The organism is Sulfitobacter sp. OXR-159 (genome assembly GCF_034377145.1).
GTDB lineage: Bacteria > Pseudomonadota > Alphaproteobacteria > Rhodobacterales > Rhodobacteraceae > Sulfitobacter.
The window spans coordinates 418,752-441,507 of sequence record NZ_CP139707.1 but is presented as its reverse complement, the minus strand read 5'-3'; the positions used below and the strand labels follow the sequence as shown (position 1 = coordinate 441,507).

The following is a 22,756-nucleotide window of genomic DNA, read 5'->3' as shown; positions in this document are numbered from 1 at the left end:
AGCAAAAGAGGTAAAGTTTCAGATAATCTGCATCTGGTTCAGGGTTTCAGGCCCAGCACATCAAGCATGTCATATTCGCCCGGCGTCTGCCCCTGCCCCCAAAGCGCGGCCTTCAGCGCGCCGCGCGCGAAAAGGGCGCGGTCAGAGGCGATGTGGCGCAGGATAATCCGCTCCCCGGCGGCGGCGAACATTACGTCATGCTCCCCCACGATGTCACCGCCCCGGATCGCGGTGAAACCGATATCGCCCTGCTGCCGCGCGCCGGTGATCCCATCGCGGCCCCGGTCTGACACATCAGCCAGCTTTACGCCGCGCCCTTCGGCGGCGGCTTCGCCCAGCATCAGAGCCGTGCCAGAGGGGGCATCGACTTTCTGGTTGTGGTGCGATTCGATGATCTCAATGTCGTAATCCACGTCCAGTGCAGCAGCGACCTGACGAGTGAGCTGTGTCAGCAGGTTCACGCCAAGACTCATATTGCCTGCGCGGATGATGATGGCCCCCTGTTCGGCGGCTGGGGCAAGCTGCGCGATCTCCTCATCGGTCATCCCGGTGGTGCCGATGACATGCACGATCCCGGCCTTCGCGGCCTCGGCAGCAAAAGCGATCGTTGCCTGTGGCGCGGTGAAATCGATCACGGCCTGCACCTTCGCAAACGCTTCGGCTGCGTCGTCAGTTACGGTCACACCTGACGCGGTGCCCCCCATCGCTTCGCCCACGTCGCGCCCCACCCAGTCATGACCGGGACGCTCCACCGCCGCGGCCAGATGCATTTTGTCGCTGGCGGTGATCTCACGGATCAACATCTGGCCCATGCGGCCAGAGGCGCCGGTAACGGCAATGCCGGGGGTCTGTGTCATGGGGGTGTCTCCTGCGGTTCGGGGGCATGAATGGCTCGGCTGGTTTAGCCCGTCGGCGAGCGCTTGGCAAAGTGCAACCGAAGCCTTAGATGGGGTTCATGGCAAAGAACAAGTTTCATGAGGGCGCAGGCCCGTCGCAACGACAACTCCGCGTGGGCGAAACCGTCCGCCGCGCCTTGTCTGATGTTCTCGCACGTGGGGACGTGCATGACACCGATCTCAACCGGCTGTCGATCACCGTGGGCGAGGTGCGCATCTCTCCTGATCTCAAGATCGCAACGGCCTATGTGCTGCCGCTGGGCGGTGAAGGTCAGGATGAGGTGCTTAAGCTGCTGGCGCGCAATAAGAACGAATTGCGCCGGCAAGTGGCCAAGAAACTCACGCTCAAGTTCTCTCCTGATCTGCGGTTCCAATTGGATCGGACATTCGACCGGATGGACGACACGCGCCGGATGTTGAACCAAGACGTGGTGCGCCGCGACGCGGATGCGCCTGATGATGACGCTGCCGACAGCGCGCCGGATCAGTGATCCGGGCCGGTTTGATCGCATTGGCGCTGATCGCGCTGAAAGGCACGCCTTCGGATGCTGCTGAATGCCGCAACATCACGTTCGACGGCAGCTCCTACACCATTTGCGAGGTCGATCTGGAGCGTGACGATCTGCGGCTCTTTCTCAACGATGACGCAGGCGCCCCCTATGGGTTCTTCGGATCGCTTGATGAGGCACTGAAGGCGGAGGGCTTGCGGCTGGGCTTTGCGATGAACGCGGGCATGTACCACGAGGATCGCTCTCCGGTTGGGCATTACGTCGAAGAAGGCGTCGAGGCGCGCGGCGTGATCGACAGCGCGGGGCCCGGCAACTTTGGCCTGCTGCCCAACGGCGTCTTCTGCCTGCGTGATGGCCGCGCCGATGTGATTGAGACCAAGCGTTACCTTGAGAACAAACCCGATTGCCGCTTTGCCACGCAATCGGGGCCAATGCTGGTGATCGACGGAGCGCTGCACCCACGATTCTTACCCAACAGCACCTCGCGCTATATTCGCAACGGCGTTGGCACTACGGCAGACGGAAAACGCGCGGTCTTTGCGATTTCCAATGACGTGGTCACCTTTCATGAGTTTGCCCGGCTCTACCGGGATGAGCTGGACCTGCCTAACGCGCTGTATTTCGACGGCAATATCTCGCGCCTGCGGGCGCCGGGATTGCGCCGCACCGGGGCGGGGTTCACCACGCTGGGGCCGATCGTCGGCATCGTCACGCCTGCAAAGTGACCTTTTCCCCGCTTGGGGGCTGGGCAGCGCGGCATGGCTCCGTTAGAGGGCAGCACCACAAAGGCGAAGGGGCAAGACATGGCACGCAAACGCAAGGGTCGCGATATTTCAGGCTGGCTGGTGGTGGACAAACCCGCCGGGCCGACATCGACCGCCGTGGTCAACAAGGTCCGCTGGGCGCTGGAGGCCAAAAAGGCGGGCCACGCAGGCACCCTTGATCCCGAAGCCACCGGGGTTCTGGCCATCGCCTTGGGCGAAGCGACCAAGACCGTGCCCTATATCACCGACGCGCTTAAAGCCTATGAGTTCACCGTGCGTCTGGGAATTGCCACCAACACCGACGACGCCGAAGGCGAAGTCATCGGCACCTCCGATCTGCGCCCCGACGATGCGGCCATCAAGGATGCGCTAAGCAATTTTATCGGCGATATCCAACAGGTGCCGCCACAGTTCTCTGCCGTGAAGATCGACGGCCAGCGCGCCTATAAACGCGCCCGCGATGGCGAAGAGATGGACATCGCCGCCCGCCCGCTTTGGGTGGAAAGCCTGCTGCTGCTCGACCGGCCCGACGCCGATCACGTCACACTTGAGATGGTCTGCGGCAAGGGCGGCTATGTCCGCTCCATCGCGCGAGATTTGGGGCAGAAGCTTGGCTGCCTTGGCCACGTCCGCGAGCTGCGTCGCACGTGGTCTGGCCCGTTTGAGGCGGCAAATGCCCTAACACTGGCACAGATCGACGAGATCGCCCGCACGCCAGAACTCGATACGCATCTGCTGCCGCTCGCCGAAGGATTGGTTGAGTTGCCCGAGGTCAAAGCCACCCCCGAAGGCGCGACGCGCCTGCGCAATGGTAACCCCGGTATGGTGATCGCTCATGACGTGGAATATGGCGATGAATGCTGGGCCTCGCTCGATGGCCAGCCCGTCGCCGTGGGCCGCTTCAAGGCGGGCGAATTGCACCCCAGCCGGGTGTTTAACCTATCCCCGGACACGAACGAGGGCTGAATGGCCCTGATCACCCGCAGCCATACCAAGGGCGATGCGCCCTCGACCGCTGTCTACTCCCCCTGTGAGCAGTATCGCTACAGCCTCACACGGATCTGGGACAGCGCTGCGCCGCGGGTGATGTTTGTCATGCTGAACCCCTCCACCGCGACGGAGGTGCAGAACGATCCCACGGTTGAGCGTTGTGAGCGCCGCGCGCGGGTGCTGGGCTTTGGCGGTTTCCGGGTGACCAATATCTTTGCCTTCCGCGCCACCGATCCGCGCGACATGCGGGCCGCCCCCGATCCCATCGGCCCCGATAACGACGCCACGCTGGTCGACGGAGCAGATTGGGCCGACCGCATCATCGCCGCTTGGGGCGTGCATGGTGCCCATCTGGACCGGGGTCTTAGCGTCGCCGCACAGCTGGCGGCGGGGGCCAAACCGCTCTACCACCTTGGTCTCTCCAAGGCCGGGCATCCGCGCCACCCCCTCTACCTGCCCTACACACAAGAGCCGGTTTTGTGGCAGCCCTAGCGCCCCGCGCTGGCAGGCATTCGTTAACCACTTCCCCGCTATTCCTTTGATTTTACGGCCACAGCATGCCCTTTTAAAGGCGGGATGATGTGTGGGGCATCAAGCAATGAACGGGTGGAACTGCGCATGTTGTGGCTGGCTGGTGTGATGGGTCTGATGGCGGTCGGCGCTGTCACTCTCGTTGAAATCGAAACCCCACCTGAGGAGGGGATGCCGGAGGGAGATATCCCCCACGGCGGTCCCGGCACGGTCGGAGATATCCTTTCAGGCAGCGATGACAGCGAGACGGTGCAGGGCGGCACGGGCGATGATCAGCTTGGCGGCTACGGCGGGAATGATCTGTTGCAGGGCGGTGGCGGCGCTGATGACCTGCACGGCCACCACGGTGATGATACGCTGCGCGGCGGCGATGGCGGCGACAGCCTACATGGCAACGACGGAGATGATGACCTTTTCGGCGGCGCAGGGAACGACAGCCTCTTTGGCCATAATGACGATGACTTCCTCTATGGCGGTGCGGGCGATGACGCGCTGCAAGGCTCTGCGGGTGATGACGTGCTGAATGGCGAAGCTGGGAGTGACGCGCTGCAAGGCGGGCTTGGCGATGATGCGCTGCGCGGCGGCGCGGGCGAGGATACGCTCTTTGGCGGCTGGGGGGATGACACGCTTACCGGGGCGGATGACCTGCAAAGCCGTGATTACCTGAACGGTGGCGGCGGGGATGACCTGATCGTTGCGGGGGCCGGGGACGTGGTGACATCCGGCGAGGGCACGGATCAAATCGCCTTGGGGGACTGGATCGGCCAAGGCGGGGCGGCGCAAATCACGGATTATCACGCAGAAGATGATTCGCTGCTTTTTGTGTGGGACGACAGCAGCGCCACCGGGGCAGAGCCGCCGCTGTCGATCCTGCCCGACCCCGATGACGCGGGACAAACGCTTGTCCTGCTAGACGATATCATCGTCGCGCGGGTGGTCGGCGACAGCGTCACGATGGACGATATTGCGCTGATCCCGCTGTCTGCGGCCTTTGACCTTGGCCTTGCGGCGTGACACGGCGCGCTATCGGCGCATAAATCACCCTTTGCCAAAGGCGCGAATTCCTCCTATACGCCCCCATCGCCTGCTGATTCCGTCAGCGGGTGATATCTCCATGGGCCTGAGCTGGACGACATCCCGGCCTGCGCCATCCATTTAAACTCTTTTCGAAAGGAGACCCCGATGTCGATTACTGCTGAAGAAAAAGCAAAAGTCATGAAAGATTTCGGCACCAAAGAAGGCGACACCGGTTCGCCCGAAGTACAGGTTGCCATTCTGACCTCGCGCATCGTCACGCTGACCGAGCACTTCAAGACCCACAAAAAAGACAACCACGGCCGCCGTGGTCTTTTGAAAATGGTCGCGACGCGCCGCAAGCTGCTGGATTACGTTAAGGCCAAAGATGAGTCCCGTTATCAGGACCTGATCAAGCGCCTCGGCCTGCGCCGCTAATTGCGGACAGCCCGCCGGGTTTCCCGGTGACAGGACGACCCAAACCTCCCGGCCCGCGCCGGGAGGTTTTTTGTTGCGCGCAGGTCAGCACAGTGCGCAACGGAGAGAAGCCGCCGCTCACAGCCCCGCTGCGACAGAACGCTTCCCATTTGCCTTGAAAACCTGTATGTCCGCGCAATCTGAAATCCGGCGCGCGGACTCCTGCGCCTGAAAAAGAAGATACCGGAGTCAGGGGCAATACGGCCCCTATGCAATGGCCAATGGGCCAAAAAGGAAACGTAGATGTTTAATGTAACGAAAAAATCGATCCAGTGGGGCGAAGAGACGCTGACACTGGAAACCGGTAAGGTTGCCCGTCAGGCGGACGGGTCGGTGATTGCCACGCTGGGGGAAACCAGCGTTATGGCCAACGTGACGTACGCACGTCAGCAAAAGCCGGGCCAGGACTTCTTCCCCCTGACCGTGCACTACCAAGAGAAATATTATGCCGCCGGTAAAGTACCGGGTGGCTTCTTCAAGCGTGAGGCCCGCCCCACCGAGAAAGAGACCCTGACCGCGCGTCTGATCGACCGTCCGATCCGCCCGCTCTTTGTCCCCGGCTTCAAAAACGAAGTTCTGGTGATGTGCACCGTGCTGAGCCACGATCTGGTCAACGACCCCGATATGGTCGCCATGATCGCCGCTTCCGCCGCGCTGACGATCTCCGGCGCGCCGTTCCGTGGCCCGATTGCTGGCTGCCGCGTGGGCTATGAGGATGGCGATTACATCCTGAACCCAACAATCGACGACATGCAGGACCTGCGCCTGAACCCCGAGCAGCGCCTCGATCTGGTTGTCGCCGGCACCAAAGACGCCGTGATGATGGTCGAATCCGAAGCCTATGAGCTGTCGGAAGAGGAAATGCTGGGTGCGGTGAAATTTGCCCACGACCAGATCCAGCCGGTCATCGACCTGATCATCGATTTGGCCGAAGACGCCGCGAAAGAGCCGTTTGACTTCCAGCCAGACGACTACTCTGATCTGTCCGCCGCTGTAAAAGCCGCTGGCGAAGACGAAATGCGCGCTGCATTCGCTATCGCCGACAAGCAAGAGCGCACCGCCGCTGTTGCCGCCGCACGCGAAACGATCAAAGGCAAGCTCAGCGAAGAGCAGCTTGAGGACAAGAACCTCGGCTCCGCGATGAAGGGCCTTGAGGCCAGCATCCTGCGCGGCGACGTGGTGAAAACCGGCAAGCGTATCGACGGTCGTCGCACCGACGAAATCCGCGATATCGTGGCAGAAACCGGCATCCTGCCGCGGACCCACGGCTCGGCGCTCTTCACCCGTGGTGAAACGCAAGGCCTCGTCGTGACCACGCTCGGCACCGGCGACGATGAGCAGTTCATCGACGCGCTGCACGGCAACTTCAAATCGAACTTCCTGCTGCACTATAACTTCCCCCCCTACTCGGTTGGTGAAGTTGGTCGCGTGGGCCCTCCCGGCCGTCGTGAAGTCGGCCACGGTAAGCTCGCTTGGCGTGCCCTGCAGGCGGTTCTGCCCGCAGCGACAGACTTCCCCTACACCATCCGTCTCGTGTCCGAGATCACCGAATCCAACGGCTCCTCGTCGATGGCATCGGTCTGCGGTGGTTCGCTGTCCATGATGGACGCGGGCGTGCCGCTGAAATCGGCTGTGGCCGGTGTGGCGATGGGTCTGATCCTCGAAGACGACGGCTCCTACGCGATCCTGTCGGACATCCTGGGTGACGAAGATCACCTCGGCGACATGGACTTCAAAGTGGCCGGGACCGAAGCGGGCATCACGTCGCTGCAGATGGACATCAAGGTTGCAGGCATCACGCCCGAGATCATGGAAAAAGCTCTGGCTCAGGCCAAAGAAGGCCGTATCCACATCCTTGGCGAGATGAACAAAGCGATCTCGGGTGCCGCGGACTTCTCCGTGCACGCACCGCGCATCGAGACCATGCAGATCCCCACCGACAAGATCCGTGAAGTGATCGGGTCCGGCGGCAAGGTGATCCGCGAGATCGTCGAAGTCTCTGGCGCCAAGGTCGACATCAACGACGAAGGCATCATCAAGATCGCCAGCGCCAATGGCGACGCCATCAAAAAGGCCTACGACATGATCTATTCGATCGTGGCAGAGCCCGAAGAGGGCGCGGTCTACACCGGCACCGTGGTCAAGATCGTCGATTTCGGCGCTTTCGTGAACTTCTTTGGCAAGCGCGACGGTCTGGTCCACGTGTCCCAGATCGAAAACCGCCGCCTGAACCACCCTTCGGACGTTCTGAAGGAAGGTCAGGAAGTGAAAGTGAAGCTTCTGGGCTTTGATGATCGCGGCAAGGTGCGCCTGTCGATGAAAGTCGTCGATCAGGAAACTGGTGAAGAAGTCGCTGCCGAGAAGAAAGAACCGGCAGAAGGTTGATTAAAACCTGCTGCGGACCCCCACCGGGGTCCGCAGTTTTTCCCGCAGGGCAGTACAAGACATGAGCGCAGAGAATCTGGTCACGATTTGCATCACCATGGGGCTGCGCCCCGATGTCCTGCAACAAACGCTCGAAAGCCTCGGCCCGGAACTGCGTAAGCTCCCCATCATTGGCATCAACGACTTTGGCGATGCCGAAACAAGCGCGGTCTTCGACCGTCTCTGCCCCCACGGCCAACGCATTGATCTGGGCAAACAGGTCGGACACCACCCCGCCGTTGACGCCATGTATGCCAAGGTGCGCACGCCTTATGTCTTTCACATGGAAGACGACTGGGAATTCACCCGCCACGATTTTTTAGATGACGCCCTGCGCCTGCTAGAGGCACATCCCGATGTTTCCTCGGTCTGTTTCCGCGACACCGATAACTTCTTCATCGAAGACGCGGCCCGCGCCCAGATCGTCAAGGAGGACTGTGCAGGCGTCTCCTACGCGCGCATGGATGCCCTCAGCCCTAAATGGTATGGCTATACGTTCAACCCGCATCTTGCCCCCCTCTCCCTCTGGAAAGAGGTTGGCGGCTTCAGCGGTTTCAAACGTGAAAGCCATATTTCGCGTCACCTGCGCAAACAGGGTAAATTCACGGCCTTTCTGAAACCCGGCGCTTGCCAGCACATCGGGTTTGTCAGCGTCGCCCACAAACCGCCTTCCGCCTTCAAACGATTCAAAAACTGGCTGCGCGGTCGACCCACCCCCAAAGTTTAACCCGTAAGAACCTGTTGCCGTCCCCCGGGCCGACAGGGATGAGGTCAAATCCATGCCGCAGCGCCCCAAGGGATTCGTCATCAATCTCGCCGCCTCTCCCCAACGGCTGGACAGCGCGAAGGCCGAACTGGACGGGGCCCAAGTCGACCCAATCCGCGTAGACGCATTTGACGGGCGTGAAATCGACCTCGCGCAGTTCGCGCCCTATGATGATAGCAAAGCCCGACGGTTCATGGGCCGCTCGATGACCCAAGGTGAGGTCGGATGCTACGTCTCCCACCAACGCGCCGCCACAGCCTTTCTGGAAAGCGGCGATGAGATCGGCTTCGTTTTCGAAGATGATATCGCCCTACAGCCTGAGTTCAAAACCGCCGTGCCGAAACTGATAGAATGGCTCCGCGCCCGCGACGATTGGCACTGCGTCAACTTGGGCGCAACACGCTTGAAAATCACCAGTCCCATGGCCGAGGTCGCAGGCATTGAAGTGCTCCGCGCTCACTATTTCCCCATGCTCGCCCATGCGCTGATCTGGAACCGCGCCGGAGCCAATGCCTTCCTTGCCGCCTCCGAGCCTATTTTCTGCCCCGCAGACAATATGTTAAGACAAGTCCTCACACGTTCCGACATGGGGCTGGCAACCGCCCAAAACCTCGTGACCGCTGGCCGGTTCGACAGTGACATTTCCGCCCGTTCAGGCGGAAATCGGGGTCAGTTCCGCCGGTCGCCGCTCTATGGTCTGCGCAAACAGCGCCGCTTGCTGCATGAAAAAGCGATGGCCTTCGCGCATAAGCTCGGCCATCGCTAACAGCGCATCAACCCGGCAGCTTGGCCTTACGCAGATAGGGCAACACAGTCTCAAACGCCCCGAACTTCGCCTTGGCGTCCTCGTCTGACACGGTCGCGGGAATGATTACATCCTCGCCCACCTGCCAATCCGCCGGCGTTGCGACGCCATTCTTGCCAGCAGTCTGCAACCCATCCAGCGCCCGCAGCACCTCGGCAAAGTTGCGGCCCACGTTCATCGGGTAGGTCATGCTCAGCTTCAACTGCTTATCCGGCGAAATGATAAAGACCGACCGCACAGTGGCACTGTCGTTGGGCGTGCGGCCATCGGGCATGTAGGCTTCGGCGGGCAGCATATCAAAGGCCTTCGACACCTCCAGCCCGGCATCCGCGATAATCGGGAAACCGGCCTTGGTGCCTGCAACCTTCTCAATATCGCCCTTCCATTTCTTATGCTCTTCAACCCCGTCAACGCTGACGCCAATCACCTTCGTGCCGCGCTTTTCCCACTCATCGGAAAGCCGCGCCACGGCGCCGAATTCGGTCGTGCAAACGGGGGTGAAATCCTTCGGATGCGAGAACAGGATCGCCCAGCTGTCACCGACGAACTCATGCAGCGAAAAACTGCCCTGATCGGTTTCGACGGTAAGGTCGGGAATAGTGTCGTTGATACGCAAGCCCATGATATCCTCCGGGTCAATCTGTGAACAGATAGGCTAGAGGTAATCGCAAACCCCGCCATTTTCACCCCCCCGATTGCCACAAAGTAAAACTTCACCGCAGCGCCACGGCCCCCTTCTCCTTCATCCTTTCTTAAATACCGATCCCGCCCCGCCTCACATCACAAGGCCGGGCACGGAGCACCCCTCAGAACGGCGCCTTCGCCCGGACCTTGGTCGATGTCCCGCCCTGCGGATGGTTAAACCGCAACTCCTCACTATGCAGCATCAACCGCGGAAAATCCCGCGCAGGCCCGGTGGCATAGAACGGATCGCCCAGAATAGGATGCCCAAGCGCCAGCATATGCACGCGCAGCTGGTGGCTGCGTCCTGTTTTGGGGAACAGGCGCATGCGCGCGGTCTCGCCATCGGACTTGATCTTTTTCCAGTCGGTCTGCGCGGGCTTGCCGGTCTCATGACACACCATCTGCAGCGGACGATTGGGCCAATCAACGATCAACGGCAGATCGACTGTGCCGGACTTCTCTTCCGGCACGCCCCAGACCCGGGCAACATAGGTTTTTCGCGTCATGCGTTTTTCAAACTGCAGCCCAAGATGGCGCTGTGCATGGGGTGTCATCGCAAAGATCATCACGCCCGAGGTGTCCCGATCCAACCGATGCACCAGCAACGCCTCGGGAAAGACCGCCTGCACCCGCGCGATCAGGCAATCGGCCAGATGCTCGCCCTTGCCCGGCACGCTCAGCAAACCAGAAGGCTTATCGACCAGCAAAACTTCGGCGTCTTCATGCAGAATGACCAGCGGATCCTGCGGCGGGTTATATTCGCTATCCATGGTTCCCCCTCGCAGATGCCGCCCCGCGGATCAAGCGGCGCGTGGCGGTCAGGCGACCGCAGCGAAACTGTCTTTGAGGATCGCGGCCAATGCATCGGCATCCGCTTGGGTGAATGCATTGGGCTGGTCGCTGTCGATATCAAAGACCCCCAGAAGTTCCCCCGCGCCGTTCCAGACCGGCAGCACCAATTCCGACCGCGTCGACGAGGCGCAGGCGATATGGCCCGGGAAGGCATCGACATCTTCCACCAATTGCACCTCGCCCGTGCGGGCCGCAGCCCCGCAGACCCCGCGCGAAAACGGGATCACCAAACAGCCGTGTCCGCCTTGATAGGGCCCGATCTTAAGCAACTCAGGCGCGGTGACACGGTAGAACCCGGTCCAGTCGAACCGGTCATCTGCGTGATGTACCTCGCAGGCGATGGTGGCCATCAGCGCCACGGCATCGTCTTCGCCCTCCGTCAGAGCGGCAATGGTTTTCGATAGGGTTTGGTAGTCGACTGTCATGGAAAAACTCATATTGCGGATAGAGAAAGGGAGGCAGCACGCCCCCCTTTGGATACGTCTAAGAGCCGTGGGATCAGGGGCGTTCAATCGCGATGGCCGTGCCTTCGCCGCCGCCGATGCAGATCGCCGCGACACCGCGCTTCAACCCGCGCTTTTCCAGTGCGTTCAACAGGGTCACCATGATCCGCGCGCCTGAGGCACCGATGGGATGGCCAAGCGCACAGGCGCCGCCGTTGACGTTCACGATGTCATGCGACAGGTCCATCTCATGCATGAAGGCCAGCGGCACCACGGCGAAGGCTTCATTGACCTCCCACAGGTCCACGTCTTCTTTCTTCCAGCCGATCCGCTCCAGCAGTTTCTGCGCTGCGGGCACGGGTGCAGTGGTGAAAAGCCCCGGCGCTTGCGCGTGGCTGGCATGGCCGACGATCCGTGCGCGGATGGTCTGGCCGCGGGTCTTGGCGGTCTCCTCATCCGCCAGCACCAGCGCTGCCGCCCCATCGGAGATCGACGAGGAATTCGCCGCCGTCACCGTACCCCCCTCACGGAAGGCCGGTTTTAACTGAGGGATCTTCTCAGGCCGGGCGCTGGCAGGCTGCTCATCCGCGCCGACCGTGGTGCTGCCCTTGCGCGATGTCACCTCAACCGGGGCGATTTCATCCGCAAAGGCACCGCCCTCTTGGGCCTCAATCGCCCGCGACAGCGACGCGAGTGCATAGTTGTCTTGGGTCTCACGGGTAATCTGAAACCGCTCGGCGCAATCTTCGGCAAAGGTGCCCATCAGGCGGCCTTTGTCATAGGCGTCTTCCAGGCCATCAAGGAACATATGGTCGATCACCTGCCCATGGCCCAACCGCGCGCCGCCGCGCATCTTGGGCAGCACATAAGGCGCGTTGGTCATGCTCTCCATGCCGCCCGCGACCATCACATCGGTATGGCCAAGCGCGATCTGGTCAAAGGCCATCATCGCCGCTTTCATGCCAGAGCCGCACATTTTATTGAGCGTGGTGGCGGGCACACCTTCCCCCAGCCCCGCCTTGAACCCGGCCTGACGCGCGGGCGCTTGGCCCTGCCCTGCGGGCAAAACACAGCCCATCAGCAGCTCCTGCACCTCGGCGGGATCCGTCGTTCCCAACGCCGCCTTGATCGCGCTGCCGCCCAATTCCGCGGCTGTCAGCCCTTGGAAAGCCCCTTGGAAACCGCCCATCGGGGTTCTGGCTGCACCGGTTATCACGACATTGCGCATCACGTTCTCCTAGAGTTGCACCGCAAACCAGTTGGTAAGGTTTTACGGTTAATCACGTCTCGAACTTCAAAGTCTCGAGGCATGTTTATGGAAGTTTCCGCCAAAACAGAAGACCGCTTTTGCGTGGTCAGCGTGCTGCACGAACGGATCGACGCCGCCGCCGCGCTGGAGTTCAAAGACGCGGTGCGCCGCGCCACGACCCAAGCGCCATCGGTTGTGATCCTTGACCTACACCGGGTCAACTTCATCGATTCCAGCGGGCTGGGCGCGATCGTGGCGGCGATGAAACATCTGGCACCGCAGCGGGCCTTGGTGCTGGCCGGGCTAACTCCGGCGGTGGAAAAGGTCTTTACCCTTACCCGGATGGACACGGTTTTTGGCATTTTTCACACGCTGGACGCCGCCCTCAGCGCGCACCGGGGATAGCGCCATGCGGCAACCCGCCGCGCGCTCTGCGCTTTGCCCGTTTGAGATCACCGTTCACAGCGGCCCCCACGCCGCGCGGGAGGCTCTGACGCTCTTGCTGGACGGTCTCACCTGCCTCGCGCTTGAGGCCGAAGAGGTCTGCGTGGTGCGATTGGTCGTCGCCGAAATGCTCAACAATATCGTCGAACATGCCTATTCGGATGCCGACCTCCCCGGCCCCATCCATATTGCCTGTCATCATGCGCCCGATGGCCTGCACCTTGCCGTGTCGGACGAGGGACTGCCAATGCCCGACCTGCAAGCGCCCTTGGGCCTGCCGCAAGAGATCGACCGCCCGGTCTGCGATCTTCCTGAAGGGGGTTTTGGCTGGTTTCTGATCCGCGATCTAGCAAAAGACCTGAGCTATCGCCGTCTGGCCCAAGAGAACCGGATCGACCTGCGGCTCCCGGTCGGGTTGCCGCCGCGTTAACCCCTGCGGCAGTGCGGCAGGCAGATTTCGCAAAACGGCCCTGCTGGGATCACAATTGCGCCTTTGTTGTAGGGCAAAAGAGTGCCTGTAGCTGCAAATAGCTTCCCTCGGCACCGTGTTTAATAGCCCCCACCCAGTACGCGGTGCCGAGGATCTTTCCCCGCATTGGCAGAACCGAAATGACCGTCTAGGGTCACGCTGATATATCAGCGAGGGACAGCACATGCGCGATTTTCACTTTCCCGGCCGGTCACCGGTCTTGGCCACCAATGGCATCTGCGCCACGTCGCACCCGCTCGCCGCGCGGGCGGCGGTCGATATCCTTGCGCGCGGGGGCAACGCCATGGACGCGGCCATTGCAGGGGCGGTTCTGCTGGGCATCTGCGAGCCGCAGATGACCGGGATTGGCGGCGATTGCTTCGTCCTCTACTCCCCAGCGGGGAGCGAGGAAGTCCATGCGCTCAACGGCTCAGGCCGTGCACCAGCGGCGCTGGACGCCGCCAAGCTGCGCGACAAGGGCGAGAAGACGGTGCCGCTGCGCTCAGCCGATGCGGTGACCATTCCCACCGCCATAGATGCCTTTTGCCACCTGTCAGACAACCTCGGCAAGCTGGGGCTGGACGCGCTGCTGGCCCCCGCGATCCACTATGCCGATGCCGGGGTGCCCGTCGCCCCGCGCGTGGCTTTCGACTGGGCCACGGACGGCGGCACCCTTCAGGGGCGCGCGCGGGACCACTTCCTCATCAAAGGTAAAACGCCCCGCGTCGGTGATATTTTCCGCGCGCCGGGACAGGCCGAAGTGCTGCGTCGCGTGGCCGCGAAAGGGCGCGATGCCTTCTACACCGGAGAGATCGCCGAAGACATGATCGCCACCCTGCAAGCCGCAGGTGGCAGCCATAGCGCCGAGGATTTCGCCAGCGCCCGCGCCGAGGTCTCGACGCCCGTGTCGGGCCACTACAAAGACCTCGAAGTGGTCGAACATCCGCCCAATGGCCAAGGGGCGACCGCCTTGCTGCTGATGAATATCCTAGATCACTTCGACATCGCCGGTATGGACCCGCTAGGGGCCGAGCGGCTGCATATTGAGGCCGAGGCCACCAAACTGGCCTATGACGCGCGCAACCGGTTTCTGGCGGACCCGGATCACACCACGCGGTTGGAGCATATGTTGGCGGCTGAGACCGCCCGCGCCCTTGCAGCGCTGATCGATCCCAAACGCGCCATGGTCGCCGCCGCGCCGATCAGCGAGGCGGTGCACAAAGACACGATCTATATCACCGTGGTGGATGGTGACGGCATGTCGGTCTCGCTGATCTATTCGATCTTCCATGGCTTCGGCTCTGGCATCGCGTCGGATAAGTTCGGCATCCTGCTGCAAAACCGTGGCGCGGGCTTCACGCTGGAACACGGCCACCCGAATGAGCTGAAAGGCGGCAAACGCCCGATGCATACGATCATTCCCGGCATGATCCGCGAAAACGGTCGCGTGACCATGCCCTTTGGGGTGATGGGCGGGGCCTATCAGCCCTGCGGCCACGCGCGCTTTGCCTCGAACCTCACCGATTTCGGCATGGACGTGCAAAGCGCCATCGACGCGCCCCGCGCCTTTGCCGATGGGCAAGTGATGAAGGTCGAACGCGGCTTTGGCGACGATGTGCGCCAGACACTGAGCGATCTGGGCCATAAGGTCGAAGTGCCTGAAACGGCAATCGGCGGTGCGCAGGCGATCCGCATCCGCGAAGATGGCGTGCTGGAAGGCGCGAGCGACCCGCGCAAGGACGGCTGTGCCTTGGGGTATTGATAAAACGTCTGGCGGGCTGGCAACGGCCCGCCGGGCTCAGTTCATCTGGAAATGCAGCGGATAGGCCCCGTCGGTGAAGGGGCCAAACAGATCGGGGATATCGGGGTGGTCCACAGGCTCCCCCGAATAATCAGCCACGAGGTTCTGCTCGGATACATAGGCCACATAGTAGCTCTGATCATTCTCGGCCAAGAGATGATAGAACGGCTGGTCTTTCACCGGACGGTTCTCTTCGGGAATCGCCTCATACCATTCTTCGGTATTGGCGAATTCTGGGTCGACGTCAAAAATCACGCCCCGAAAGGGATGCTTCTTGTGACGGACAATCTGTCCGAGGTGATATTTTGCGCGTGTTCGTATCATAACATGCTGCCCCTACCCCTCGACGGTAGCCCTTTCAAGGGGCTTTTGTCCAATCACAGCGACTGTGCGCGGGGAAACAGACTGTGAACGCAGCACCGACAGTGGGTTTCCGGCAGCACTCTGGGCAGGCGATCAACCGGTTTGTCGGGATTTCGCGGAATACCGCCTGCGCAGGGCTGCGCGGTCAGCGCAATATCGCGCAACGCGGCGCGTAATTTCCCAATTTAGTGATGTGATGAAGGGGGTGAATCGGTTAAAGTCCTTTAAAAACGTCCCCTAACAAAAAACGAGAGGCAGATGAGCAAGCATTTTTGCGCAATGATGATCGTACTGCTGGTGGCATCCTGCGGCGGCGGGCCTCAAACGGCCCCGCGTGATCTGGATAACGCCTGCACGATCCTGAAAGAGCACCCCGACTATCTGCGCGCATTCCGCGCGACCGAGCGCAAATGGGGTGTACCAATCCACGTGCAGATGGCCACCATCCATCAAGAAAGCAAATTCGTGGCTGACGCGCGGACGCCGTTCAAATACGTGCTGGGCGTGATCCCGATGGGCCGCCAGTCCAGCGCCTTTGGCTATTCACAGGCCTTGGACGCGACGTGGGATGAATATCTGGAATCCGAAGGCCGCTGGCGTGCGAAACGCGATGAGATCCGCGACGCGAGCGATTTCATGGGCTGGTACATGAACCTGACGCGCGACCGGAACGGCGTGTCTCTGCATGACGCCCGCAACCAATACCTCGCCTATCACGAGGGGCACACGGGTTTTTCCCGGCAGAGCTACAACAGCAAGGCTTGGCTGGTCGGGGTCGCGGGCAAGGTCGATTCCCGCGCCAAGCTGTATGAAAGACAGATCGCCGGCTGCCGTTTGGGCCGCTGGTAAAAACGATCTAGTCCAATGCAAAACGCCCCGGCTGGATCAGCCGGGGCGTTTTTTGTTTCAGCAGGGCCGCTTAGCGTTTGCTGCCTGCCCGTGCGCCTGCGGTGTCAAACAGGCTGTTGGAGATATTGCCCCCCACCTGCATGTCACCCAGCACAACGGTGGTGGCACTTCCATTGCCGTCGTTGATGATCCACTGACGCAGCTGCACCGGGTTGCCGGTGAACTTCATCCGGATGTTGCCATATTGCGGGTTGGCGGGGTCTTGGGCCGTGACCGTGGTGGCGGTGCCATCATAGCTGTGACCGGTCACCATTTTGGCGCGGCCAAGATTGACGTTTTCCGCCAAAATGATCGACAGCGGGGTACGCGCCAACGGGTAAGTCTCTGCCGGTTGGTTGGATTTCTTGTCATAGATCACAACCGTATTGGCACCCGCGACGACCAGACCGGAATCAGGGGCGTTATATTCGAAACGTACCTTACCGGGGCGTTTGATATAGATCGTGCCCGTGCTGATCGACCCATCATCGTTGATCTGGGTAAAGTCGCCCTTGGCGGTGCGAAGCTGGTTCAGATAGCCCGAGATCTCGTTCAGCGACAGTTGCTGCGCCGCCGCCGCGAGGGGGGCCGATACGGCCAGACCAACCGCCAGAATAGCAGAAGTAAGTTTACGCATGTTGTTCGTCCTGTGTTGCCTCACGTTCTGACATAGGGCGGGTGGGCGTGATATTCGATATCAGGGGGCGGTTTTTCGCTATCGCAGCCTCTGCCCCATAAAAAACACCGCCGGGAGGGAGGCCCGGCGGTGTTTTCTTTATGACCGCCCCCGAGAGGGGAGGGGGCGCGTAGCCTATGCCTGTTCCGGCACCAGAATCTCGCGCTTGCCAACATGGTTGGCCGGAGACACGAGCCCTTCTTCCTCCATCTGCTCTACCAAACGCGCGGCCTTGTTATAGCCGATCGCCAGTTTGCGCTGGATGTAAGAAGTCGAGCATTTGCGGTCTTTGATGACCACCTGAACGGCGGTGTCATAAAGCGCGTCTTCACCATCGGTATTGCCGCCAAGGCCCAGCACCGCGTCGATGTTGCTTTCTTTATCCTCGGACGGCCCTTCGACCACGCCACCGACATAGTCGGGCTCACCGAATTGCTTGAGGTGGTTGACGATCTCTTCGACCTCTTCGTCGCTGACGAAGGGGCCGTGGCAACGGGTGATCTTGGCCCCGCCTGCCATATAAAGCATGTCGCCCATGCCCAGCAGCTGCTCGGCACCCATCTCACCCAGAATCGTGCGGCTGTCGATTTTCGAGGTCACTTGGAAGGAAATCCGCGTCGGGAAGTTCGCCTTGATCGTGCCGGTGATAACATCGACTGAGGGGCGTTGCGTCGCCATAATCAAGTGGATACCCGATGCCCGCGCCATCTGCGCCAGACGCTGAATGCAGGCTTCGATTTCCTTGCCCGCGACCATCATCAGGTCGGCCATCTCGTCGACGATAACGACGATATAGGGCAGCGCCTCGGGGGTATTTTCCTCGGTCTCAAAGATCGGTTCGCCGGTGTCCTCGTCAAAACCGGTCTGCACGGTGCGAGAGAACATCTCACCCTTGGCCAGCGCTTCGCGGACACGGCCATTGTAGCCTTCGATGTTCCGCACGCCCATCTTGGACATCTTGCGATAGCGCTCTTCCATCTCGCCCACGGTCCATTTCAGCGCGACAACAGCCTTTTTCGGGTCGGTCACAACCGGGGACAGCAGATGCGGAATGCCGTCATAGACCGACAGTTCCAGCATCTTGGGGTCGATCATGATCATCCGGCATTCCTGCGGCGTCAGCTTGTACAGCAGCGACAGGATCATCGTGTTGATCGCCACCGATTTACCCGAACCGGTGGTCCCCGCGATCAGCAGGTGCGGCATTTTCGCAAGGTTGGCGACAACCGGATCGCCGCCGATGTCCTTGCCAAGCGCCAGCGGCAGGCGCTGGTTGCCATCGCCGAAATCACGACTCGACAGGATTTCGCGCAGGATCACCTTCTCGCGGTGTTCATTCGGCAGTTCGATCCCGATCACGCTGCGGCCCGGTACGGTCGAGACACGCGCCGACAGCGCGGCCATGGAGCGCGCGATGTCATCCGCAAGACCGATGACGCGGCTGGCCTTGAGGCCCGGCGCAGGCTCAAGCTCATACATGGTGACGACGGGGCCGGGGCGCACGGCGACAATCTCGCCCTTGACGCCATAATCATCCAGAACGGTTTCCAGCATCCGCGCGTTTTCTTCCAGCGCCTCATCGCTCAGGTGCAAACGCTGCACGCCTTCGGGGCTTTCCAAAAGGCTCAGCGGCGGCAGTTCGAAACCGGGGTGCGTGTCGTCGAAGGTCAAGGTGGGCTGCGCTTCGACCTGCGCCTGTTTCGAGGGTTGGACGGCCTTGCGGACTGGCTGCTGCACCACTTTGCGCGGCTCGGCCACGGGGATTTTCATCGCCTCTGGCGCCGGCGCTTGCTGCAACGGCAGGGTTTCAGAGGTGACGGTATCCTCGTAACGCTCAACCATCGGCTCTTGCATCATCGGCTCTTCGACCATCGGCTCCGGTGCCGGCTCAGGCTGCACCTGCGGTTTGCGCAGCAGCGGCTCAGGGCGCAGGGTGGCAGCGCCTGCGGTCAAAGGCGGCTCGGCGCGCAGGGTGGCGGGCTGGCTGGTGTTCAACAGCAACGGGTCCGGCCCACGGCCCCGGCCTTTGGTCAGCGGCGCAGTTGTCGGCGTGTGGATCGCATTGGCATTGCGGACGCGGTTCTTGATCACATCGGCGATCTTACTCTTGATGCGCTCCTCGCCCGGTGTCTCATCCACGATGGCGTCGCTGTAGGTCTCGATCAGTTCCGGCTCGGGCATATCGTCCGCTTCGGGGCGTTTGATAAGACCGGGCATGCGGCCAAACAGGCTGCGCGGCTCTGCTTCCGGCTCGGCCATGGGGGCTTGCTGCGCGTAATAATCCTGACCAGCATCCTGTGCGGCCCAAGTCTCGGCTTCCTCAGCCTCCTGACGGCGACGCTCACGGCGTTCGGCCTGACGGGCCGACAGGTTCTGCGCGGCCACAACGGCACCGCTGGCGCCACGGCCCAGAAGGGTCATCAACCCGGCATAGGCCATGATCAGACCGACCAGCAGGAACCGCGTGATGCGCATCAACTCGGCCTTGGTGAAGCCCAGCACAAAGGCACCCAGAGCCAGAATCGCCACGCCCATCAAAAGCGACATCAGCTTGACCGTCAGGGTCGAGCCGATGGGCAAGACCGTCAGCAACGCGCCCATAACGGTATCGCCAAAAAGCCCGCCAAGACCGAAGCTATGGGTCAGCAGCCATTCCTGACCGGGGGCCAGCGTCGCGGCATAGATCGCCCCAAGCGCCACGGCGATGGGGGCAAAGATCAGACGCCCGAGGGCACGGTCATCGCCTTGATGCAGCGCGAAACGCCCGCCCCAGAACAGCAGGACAATGGCAATGCCCCAAGCGCCCCAGCCAACGATCATGAACAACGGTGCAGCGATGGAGGCACCGATCCGGCCCATCCAGTTCTGCACCGGCGCATCGGTCGAGACCATCCAGTTGGGATCGTCGGGCGTGTAGCTGCCGATCATCATGGCGGCCATAATGCCCAGCATGATCAGCGCCAGCCCCAGCAGTTCACGACCGCGCTTTTCGATTGCCTCGGCCATGTTGCTGTCTAGCAATGGATCGCGTCCCCGTGTCTGATATGCCATGTCGTCCCTCGCTTATGTCGAATACAGACAGTCGCGGATCGCTTCCAACCCGCGCGTCGTTTCGTCTTTTGGGGCCACCAAGGCGACCCGAATGTAATTCTGACCGGGGATGGTCCCGGCAACGTTCTGCGCCAGATAGCTGCCGGGCAGCACCCGCACGCCTGTCTCGCGCCACAGTTTCAGCGCCGCAGCCTCGTCATCTTCAACCGGGAGCCACAAGAAGAACCCCGCCTCGGGGCTCGCATAGCCCGGCACATTGCCAAAAATCCGGTCGGCGATGGCGTATTTCTCTTGGTAGAGCGCGCGGTTCTCCTCCACATGCGCTTCATCCGCCCAAACGGCGGCAGCGGCCTGCTGCAAGGGCAGCGGTAGCGGTGCGCCCGCATAGTTGCGCAACTGTTTGATCTCGCGCATCGTCTCTGCCCCGCTGGCGGCAAAGCCTGAGCGCAGCCCCGGCAGGTTGGAGCGTTTCGACAGCGAGTGAAAGATCACCACCCGGTTGCGGTCGGTGCCGAGTTCTTTAACCACCTCCAACGCGCCGGTGGGCGGCGTGTCGCGGTAGATCTCAGAATAGCATTCATCGGCGAAAATCAGGAAATCATATTTCTCGGCCAGCGCGATCAGATCGGCCCAATAGTCGCGCGAGGCGACAACGCCCTGCGGATTGGCGGGGGAGCAAAGATAGGCCGCCGTGGTGCGGCGGAGCACCTCTTCGGGCAGGCTGGCGAAATCGGGCAAATGCCCGGTCTCGGCGGTGGCGGGGACCATGATGGGCTCTGCCCCGCCCGAGATCGCGCCGATCATATAGACTTGGTAGAACGGGTTCGGCATCAGAATCGCCGATTTCTCCCCGTTCTTGGTCGGCGGGCAGAGCGCGATGACGGCGTTATACAGCCCCTCGCGGGTGCCGTTCAGCGCCATAACCTCGCTGTCGGGGTCCATTTCGACCCCGTAGCGGCGGGCAATCCATGCGGCGATGGCACCGCGCAACTCGGGCGAGCCGTCGTTTGGCGGGTACTTGTTAAAGCCTTCGGCGTGTTTCGCGATCTCATCCGTGACCCAAGCCGGGAAAGCATGTTTCGGTTCGCCAATGGTCATATGGATAGGCGTACCGCCGCCCTCATGCCCATCAAGCAAGGCACGCAGGCGCGGCCACACGTGGGCCGGAAGGTTCGAAAACCGCTCGGAATACATCATCAAAACTGCCTCGGATCGGGATCATTTGCGCCCCGTTTGCCCCAAGGTACCCAAGGCCGCCTCTCCCGTCCAGAAAAACCGGGAGATTTGCGGCCCTTGTGGCTTTTCGGTCGTGCGCTGTTATGCCTCGCGCAGGGCCGCTTCAGCCGCTGCACCAAGGCGCAAAAGCTGTTCCTCGGCATTGGGCGCAGCCATCAAAGAGATGCCGCAGGACGGCGCTCCGGTTGGCAACGTAAGCGCGCAGAGCCCCATGAGATTCGCGACTCGCGTATTGCGCAGCGAAAGGAGATTCTGCGCGAGGTAATAGTCGTGATCGCTGTTCAGCCGCTCGATGTTCGGCGGCAGCATCGGCGCGGTCGGCACCAGCACCGCGTCATAGCCCGCCACGGCCCGGTCATAGCCTGCCCGCGCCAGATCAAGTTTGGCCCAAGCGGCAACGTAATCGGGGCCGGAGAACCCCTTACCCAACCGGAAACGCTCAAGAATTTCAGTGAACATCGCTTGCGGATCGGCCTCGATCACATCGCGCCACAGCCCATAGGCTTCGGTGGTGTAGAGACAAGAACTCAGCGGCATCGCGTCTTCGACCTCGGGCACGGCGATTTCATCAACCGTGGCACCGGCCTCTCTCAGCCGCTCCACTGCCGCACTGAAAGCCGCCTTTGGCTCTTCGGAAAGCTCTTCCATCACAACGTTGGTCAACACCGCAAAACGACAACCTTCGAGATTGCTTTCGTGCAAATCGGGAGATTTGGCACCTTCTAAAACGCTCAGCAGCAGCGCTGCATCTTCGACAGATCGGCAAAGCGGGCCGACCGTATCGAACTTCGCCGCCAGCGGCACCGTCCCGGCCAGAGAGACACGGCCCGCTGTGGTTTTCAGCCCCACCAGATCGTTCCACGCCGCCGGGATACGCACTGACCCGCCCGTATCGGAGCCAATCGCCGCCGCCGCCAGGCCAAAGGCAACCGAAGCCGCCGCCCCGGAGGACGACCCGCCCGACACACTGTCAGGCTCGTTGACACAAGGCGGTGTCGCAGTGCTGGGGTTATGACCAAGGCCCGAAAAAGCCAATTCGCTCATATGGGTCTTACCCAAACAGACCAGCCCCATGGCCGTGGCATTGGCGAGGACTTCGGCGTCGCTTTCCGGCACGCGGCCTTCGAGCAGCTTGGTCCCCGCCTCCGTCGCCGTGCCCGCGGTGTCAAAAAGGTCTTTCCAAGAGATCGGCACACCATCGAGGGGCGACAGGCGCTGGCCGTCGCGGGCGCGCTCTGCCGCCGCCGCCGCTTCGGCGCGGGCGCGCTCGGGGGTGACGCGGGCATAGATACGGTCGTGCATCGGATGCGCGTCGATGGCATCAAGAAAGGTATCGCAAAGCGCCACGGGGTCGATATCGCCCGCCGCGATTCCGCGCCCCAGATCCGCCGCCGTCATTTCCAACCATTCGCGCATGTCGTACC

23 protein-coding genes are annotated in these 22,756 nt (G+C 61.6%); 13 read left to right on the top strand and 10 right to left on the bottom strand.

The genetic code is table 11. The features are described from left to right. Positions 1–38: 38 nt before the first annotated feature. Complete coding sequence (gene dapB / locus T8A63_RS02150; RefSeq protein ID WP_322344865.1) at positions 39–857, bottom strand: 4-hydroxy-tetrahydrodipicolinate reductase; 819 nt, start codon at positions 855–857, stop codon at positions 39–41. Positions 858–955: 98 nt separating this feature from the next. Here dapB and rbfA point away from each other — a divergent pair, with 98 nt between their 5' ends. The 9 genes from rbfA (at position 956) to T8A63_RS02105 (ending at position 9,137) form a co-directional block, all read left to right on the top strand. Then, positions 956–1,387 carry a 30S ribosome-binding factor RbfA gene (rbfA, locus tag T8A63_RS02145; protein ID WP_067626238.1) on the top strand — a complete coding sequence of 144 codons (432 nt, stop codon included), beginning with the start codon at positions 956–958 and terminating at the stop codon, positions 1,385–1,387. Then, positions 1,384–2,130 carry a phosphodiester glycosidase family protein gene (locus T8A63_RS02140; protein WP_322344864.1) on the top strand — a complete coding sequence of 249 codons (747 nt, stop codon included), beginning with the start codon at positions 1,384–1,386 and terminating at the stop codon, positions 2,128–2,130. Before rbfA ends, T8A63_RS02140 begins: the two co-directional genes overlap by 4 nt. Positions 2,131–2,208: 78 nt before the next feature. Beyond that, positions 2,209–3,135 carry a tRNA pseudouridine(55) synthase TruB gene (gene truB / locus T8A63_RS02135; RefSeq protein WP_322344863.1) on the top strand — a complete coding sequence of 309 codons (927 nt, stop codon included), beginning with the start codon at positions 2,209–2,211 and terminating at the stop codon, positions 3,133–3,135. Between the two features lie 6 nt (positions 3,136–3,141). Further along, positions 3,142–3,651, top strand: a complete 510-nt coding sequence (locus T8A63_RS02130) for a DUF1643 domain-containing protein (RefSeq protein WP_067626953.1) — start codon at positions 3,142–3,144, stop codon at positions 3,649–3,651. 126 nt (positions 3,652–3,777) lie between these two features. Continuing rightward, positions 3,778–4,704 (top strand): calcium-binding protein, encoded by a 927-nt coding sequence (locus tag T8A63_RS02125; protein WP_322344862.1) that lies wholly within the window; start codon positions 3,778–3,780, stop codon positions 4,702–4,704. Positions 4,705–4,872: 168 nt separating this feature from the next. Continuing rightward, positions 4,873–5,142: a 30S ribosomal protein S15 gene (gene rpsO / locus T8A63_RS02120; protein WP_067624299.1), complete on the top strand. Its 270-nt coding sequence runs from the start codon at positions 4,873–4,875 to the stop codon at positions 5,140–5,142. 282 nt (positions 5,143–5,424) lie between these two features. Continuing rightward, positions 5,425–7,566, top strand: a complete 2,142-nt coding sequence (pnp, locus tag T8A63_RS02115) for a polyribonucleotide nucleotidyltransferase (RefSeq protein WP_322344861.1) — start codon at positions 5,425–5,427, stop codon at positions 7,564–7,566. A 61-nt stretch (positions 7,567–7,627) separates the two neighbouring features. Next, positions 7,628–8,332, top strand: a complete 705-nt coding sequence (locus T8A63_RS02110) for a glycosyltransferase (protein WP_067624305.1) — start codon at positions 7,628–7,630, stop codon at positions 8,330–8,332. Positions 8,333–8,384: 52 nt separating this feature from the next. Further along, positions 8,385–9,137, top strand: a complete 753-nt coding sequence (locus T8A63_RS02105) for a glycosyltransferase family 25 protein (protein ID WP_300054350.1) — start codon at positions 8,385–8,387, stop codon at positions 9,135–9,137. A gap of 7 nt (positions 9,138–9,144) precedes the next feature. Here T8A63_RS02105 and T8A63_RS02100 read toward each other — a convergent pair whose 3' ends face one another. From T8A63_RS02100 to T8A63_RS02085, 4 genes are all read right to left on the bottom strand, one after another. Then, positions 9,145–9,798: a peroxiredoxin gene (locus tag T8A63_RS02100; protein ID WP_067937672.1), complete on the bottom strand. Its 654-nt coding sequence runs from the start codon at positions 9,796–9,798 to the stop codon at positions 9,145–9,147. Positions 9,799–9,982: 184 nt separating this feature from the next. Further along, positions 9,983–10,630, bottom strand: a complete 648-nt coding sequence (locus T8A63_RS02095; protein ID WP_067631262.1) for a pseudouridine synthase — start codon at positions 10,628–10,630, stop codon at positions 9,983–9,985. 48 nt (positions 10,631–10,678) lie between these two features. Beyond that, positions 10,679–11,137 (bottom strand): GAF domain-containing protein, encoded by a 459-nt coding sequence (locus T8A63_RS02090; protein WP_067631280.1) that lies wholly within the window; start codon positions 11,135–11,137, stop codon positions 10,679–10,681. A 73-nt stretch (positions 11,138–11,210) separates the two neighbouring features. After that, a complete protein-coding gene (locus tag T8A63_RS02085) occupies positions 11,211–12,383 on the bottom strand; it encodes an acetyl-CoA C-acyltransferase (protein ID WP_322344860.1) in 1,173 nt (390 codons plus the stop codon). A gap of 87 nt (positions 12,384–12,470) precedes the next feature. On the opposite strand from T8A63_RS02085, the gene T8A63_RS02080 reads away from it, so the two are divergent. The 3 genes from T8A63_RS02080 (at position 12,471) to T8A63_RS02070 (ending at position 15,079) form a co-directional block, all read left to right on the top strand. Then, entirely contained in the window at positions 12,471–12,809 is a 339-nt protein-coding gene (locus T8A63_RS02080; protein ID WP_120352124.1) for an STAS domain-containing protein, read from the top strand. 4 nt (positions 12,810–12,813) lie between these two features. Then, positions 12,814–13,278: an ATP-binding protein gene (locus T8A63_RS02075; RefSeq protein ID WP_067631267.1), complete on the top strand. Its 465-nt coding sequence runs from the start codon at positions 12,814–12,816 to the stop codon at positions 13,276–13,278. A 223-nt stretch (positions 13,279–13,501) separates the two neighbouring features. Next, entirely contained in the window at positions 13,502–15,079 is a 1,578-nt protein-coding gene (locus tag T8A63_RS02070) for a gamma-glutamyltransferase family protein (protein WP_322344859.1), read from the top strand. A 36-nt stretch (positions 15,080–15,115) separates the two neighbouring features. On the opposite strand, the gene hspQ is transcribed toward T8A63_RS02070, so the two are convergent. Beyond that, entirely contained in the window at positions 15,116–15,442 is a 327-nt protein-coding gene (hspQ, locus tag T8A63_RS02065; protein WP_067261750.1) for a heat shock protein HspQ, read from the bottom strand. Positions 15,443–15,739: 297 nt separating this feature from the next. Here hspQ and T8A63_RS02060 point away from each other — a divergent pair, with 297 nt between their 5' ends. Then, positions 15,740–16,330: a lytic transglycosylase gene (locus tag T8A63_RS02060; protein WP_067631275.1), complete on the top strand. Its 591-nt coding sequence runs from the start codon at positions 15,740–15,742 to the stop codon at positions 16,328–16,330. A 70-nt stretch (positions 16,331–16,400) separates the two neighbouring features. Here T8A63_RS02060 and T8A63_RS02055 read toward each other — a convergent pair whose 3' ends face one another. From T8A63_RS02055 to T8A63_RS02040, 4 genes are all read right to left on the bottom strand, one after another. Then, entirely contained in the window at positions 16,401–17,006 is a 606-nt protein-coding gene (locus T8A63_RS02055) for a LolA family protein (protein ID WP_067936428.1), read from the bottom strand. 174 nt (positions 17,007–17,180) lie between these two features. Next, complete coding sequence (locus T8A63_RS02050; RefSeq protein ID WP_322344858.1) at positions 17,181–20,096, bottom strand: DNA translocase FtsK; 2,916 nt, start codon at positions 20,094–20,096, stop codon at positions 17,181–17,183. A gap of 12 nt (positions 20,097–20,108) precedes the next feature. After that, positions 20,109–21,290 (bottom strand): aminotransferase class I/II-fold pyridoxal phosphate-dependent enzyme, encoded by a 1,182-nt coding sequence (locus T8A63_RS02045; RefSeq protein WP_322345650.1) that lies wholly within the window; start codon positions 21,288–21,290, stop codon positions 20,109–20,111. Between the two features lie 123 nt (positions 21,291–21,413). After that, entirely contained in the window at positions 21,414–22,748 is a 1,335-nt protein-coding gene (locus T8A63_RS02040; protein ID WP_322344857.1) for an amidase, read from the bottom strand. Between the last annotated feature and the right edge of the window lie 8 nt (positions 22,749–22,756).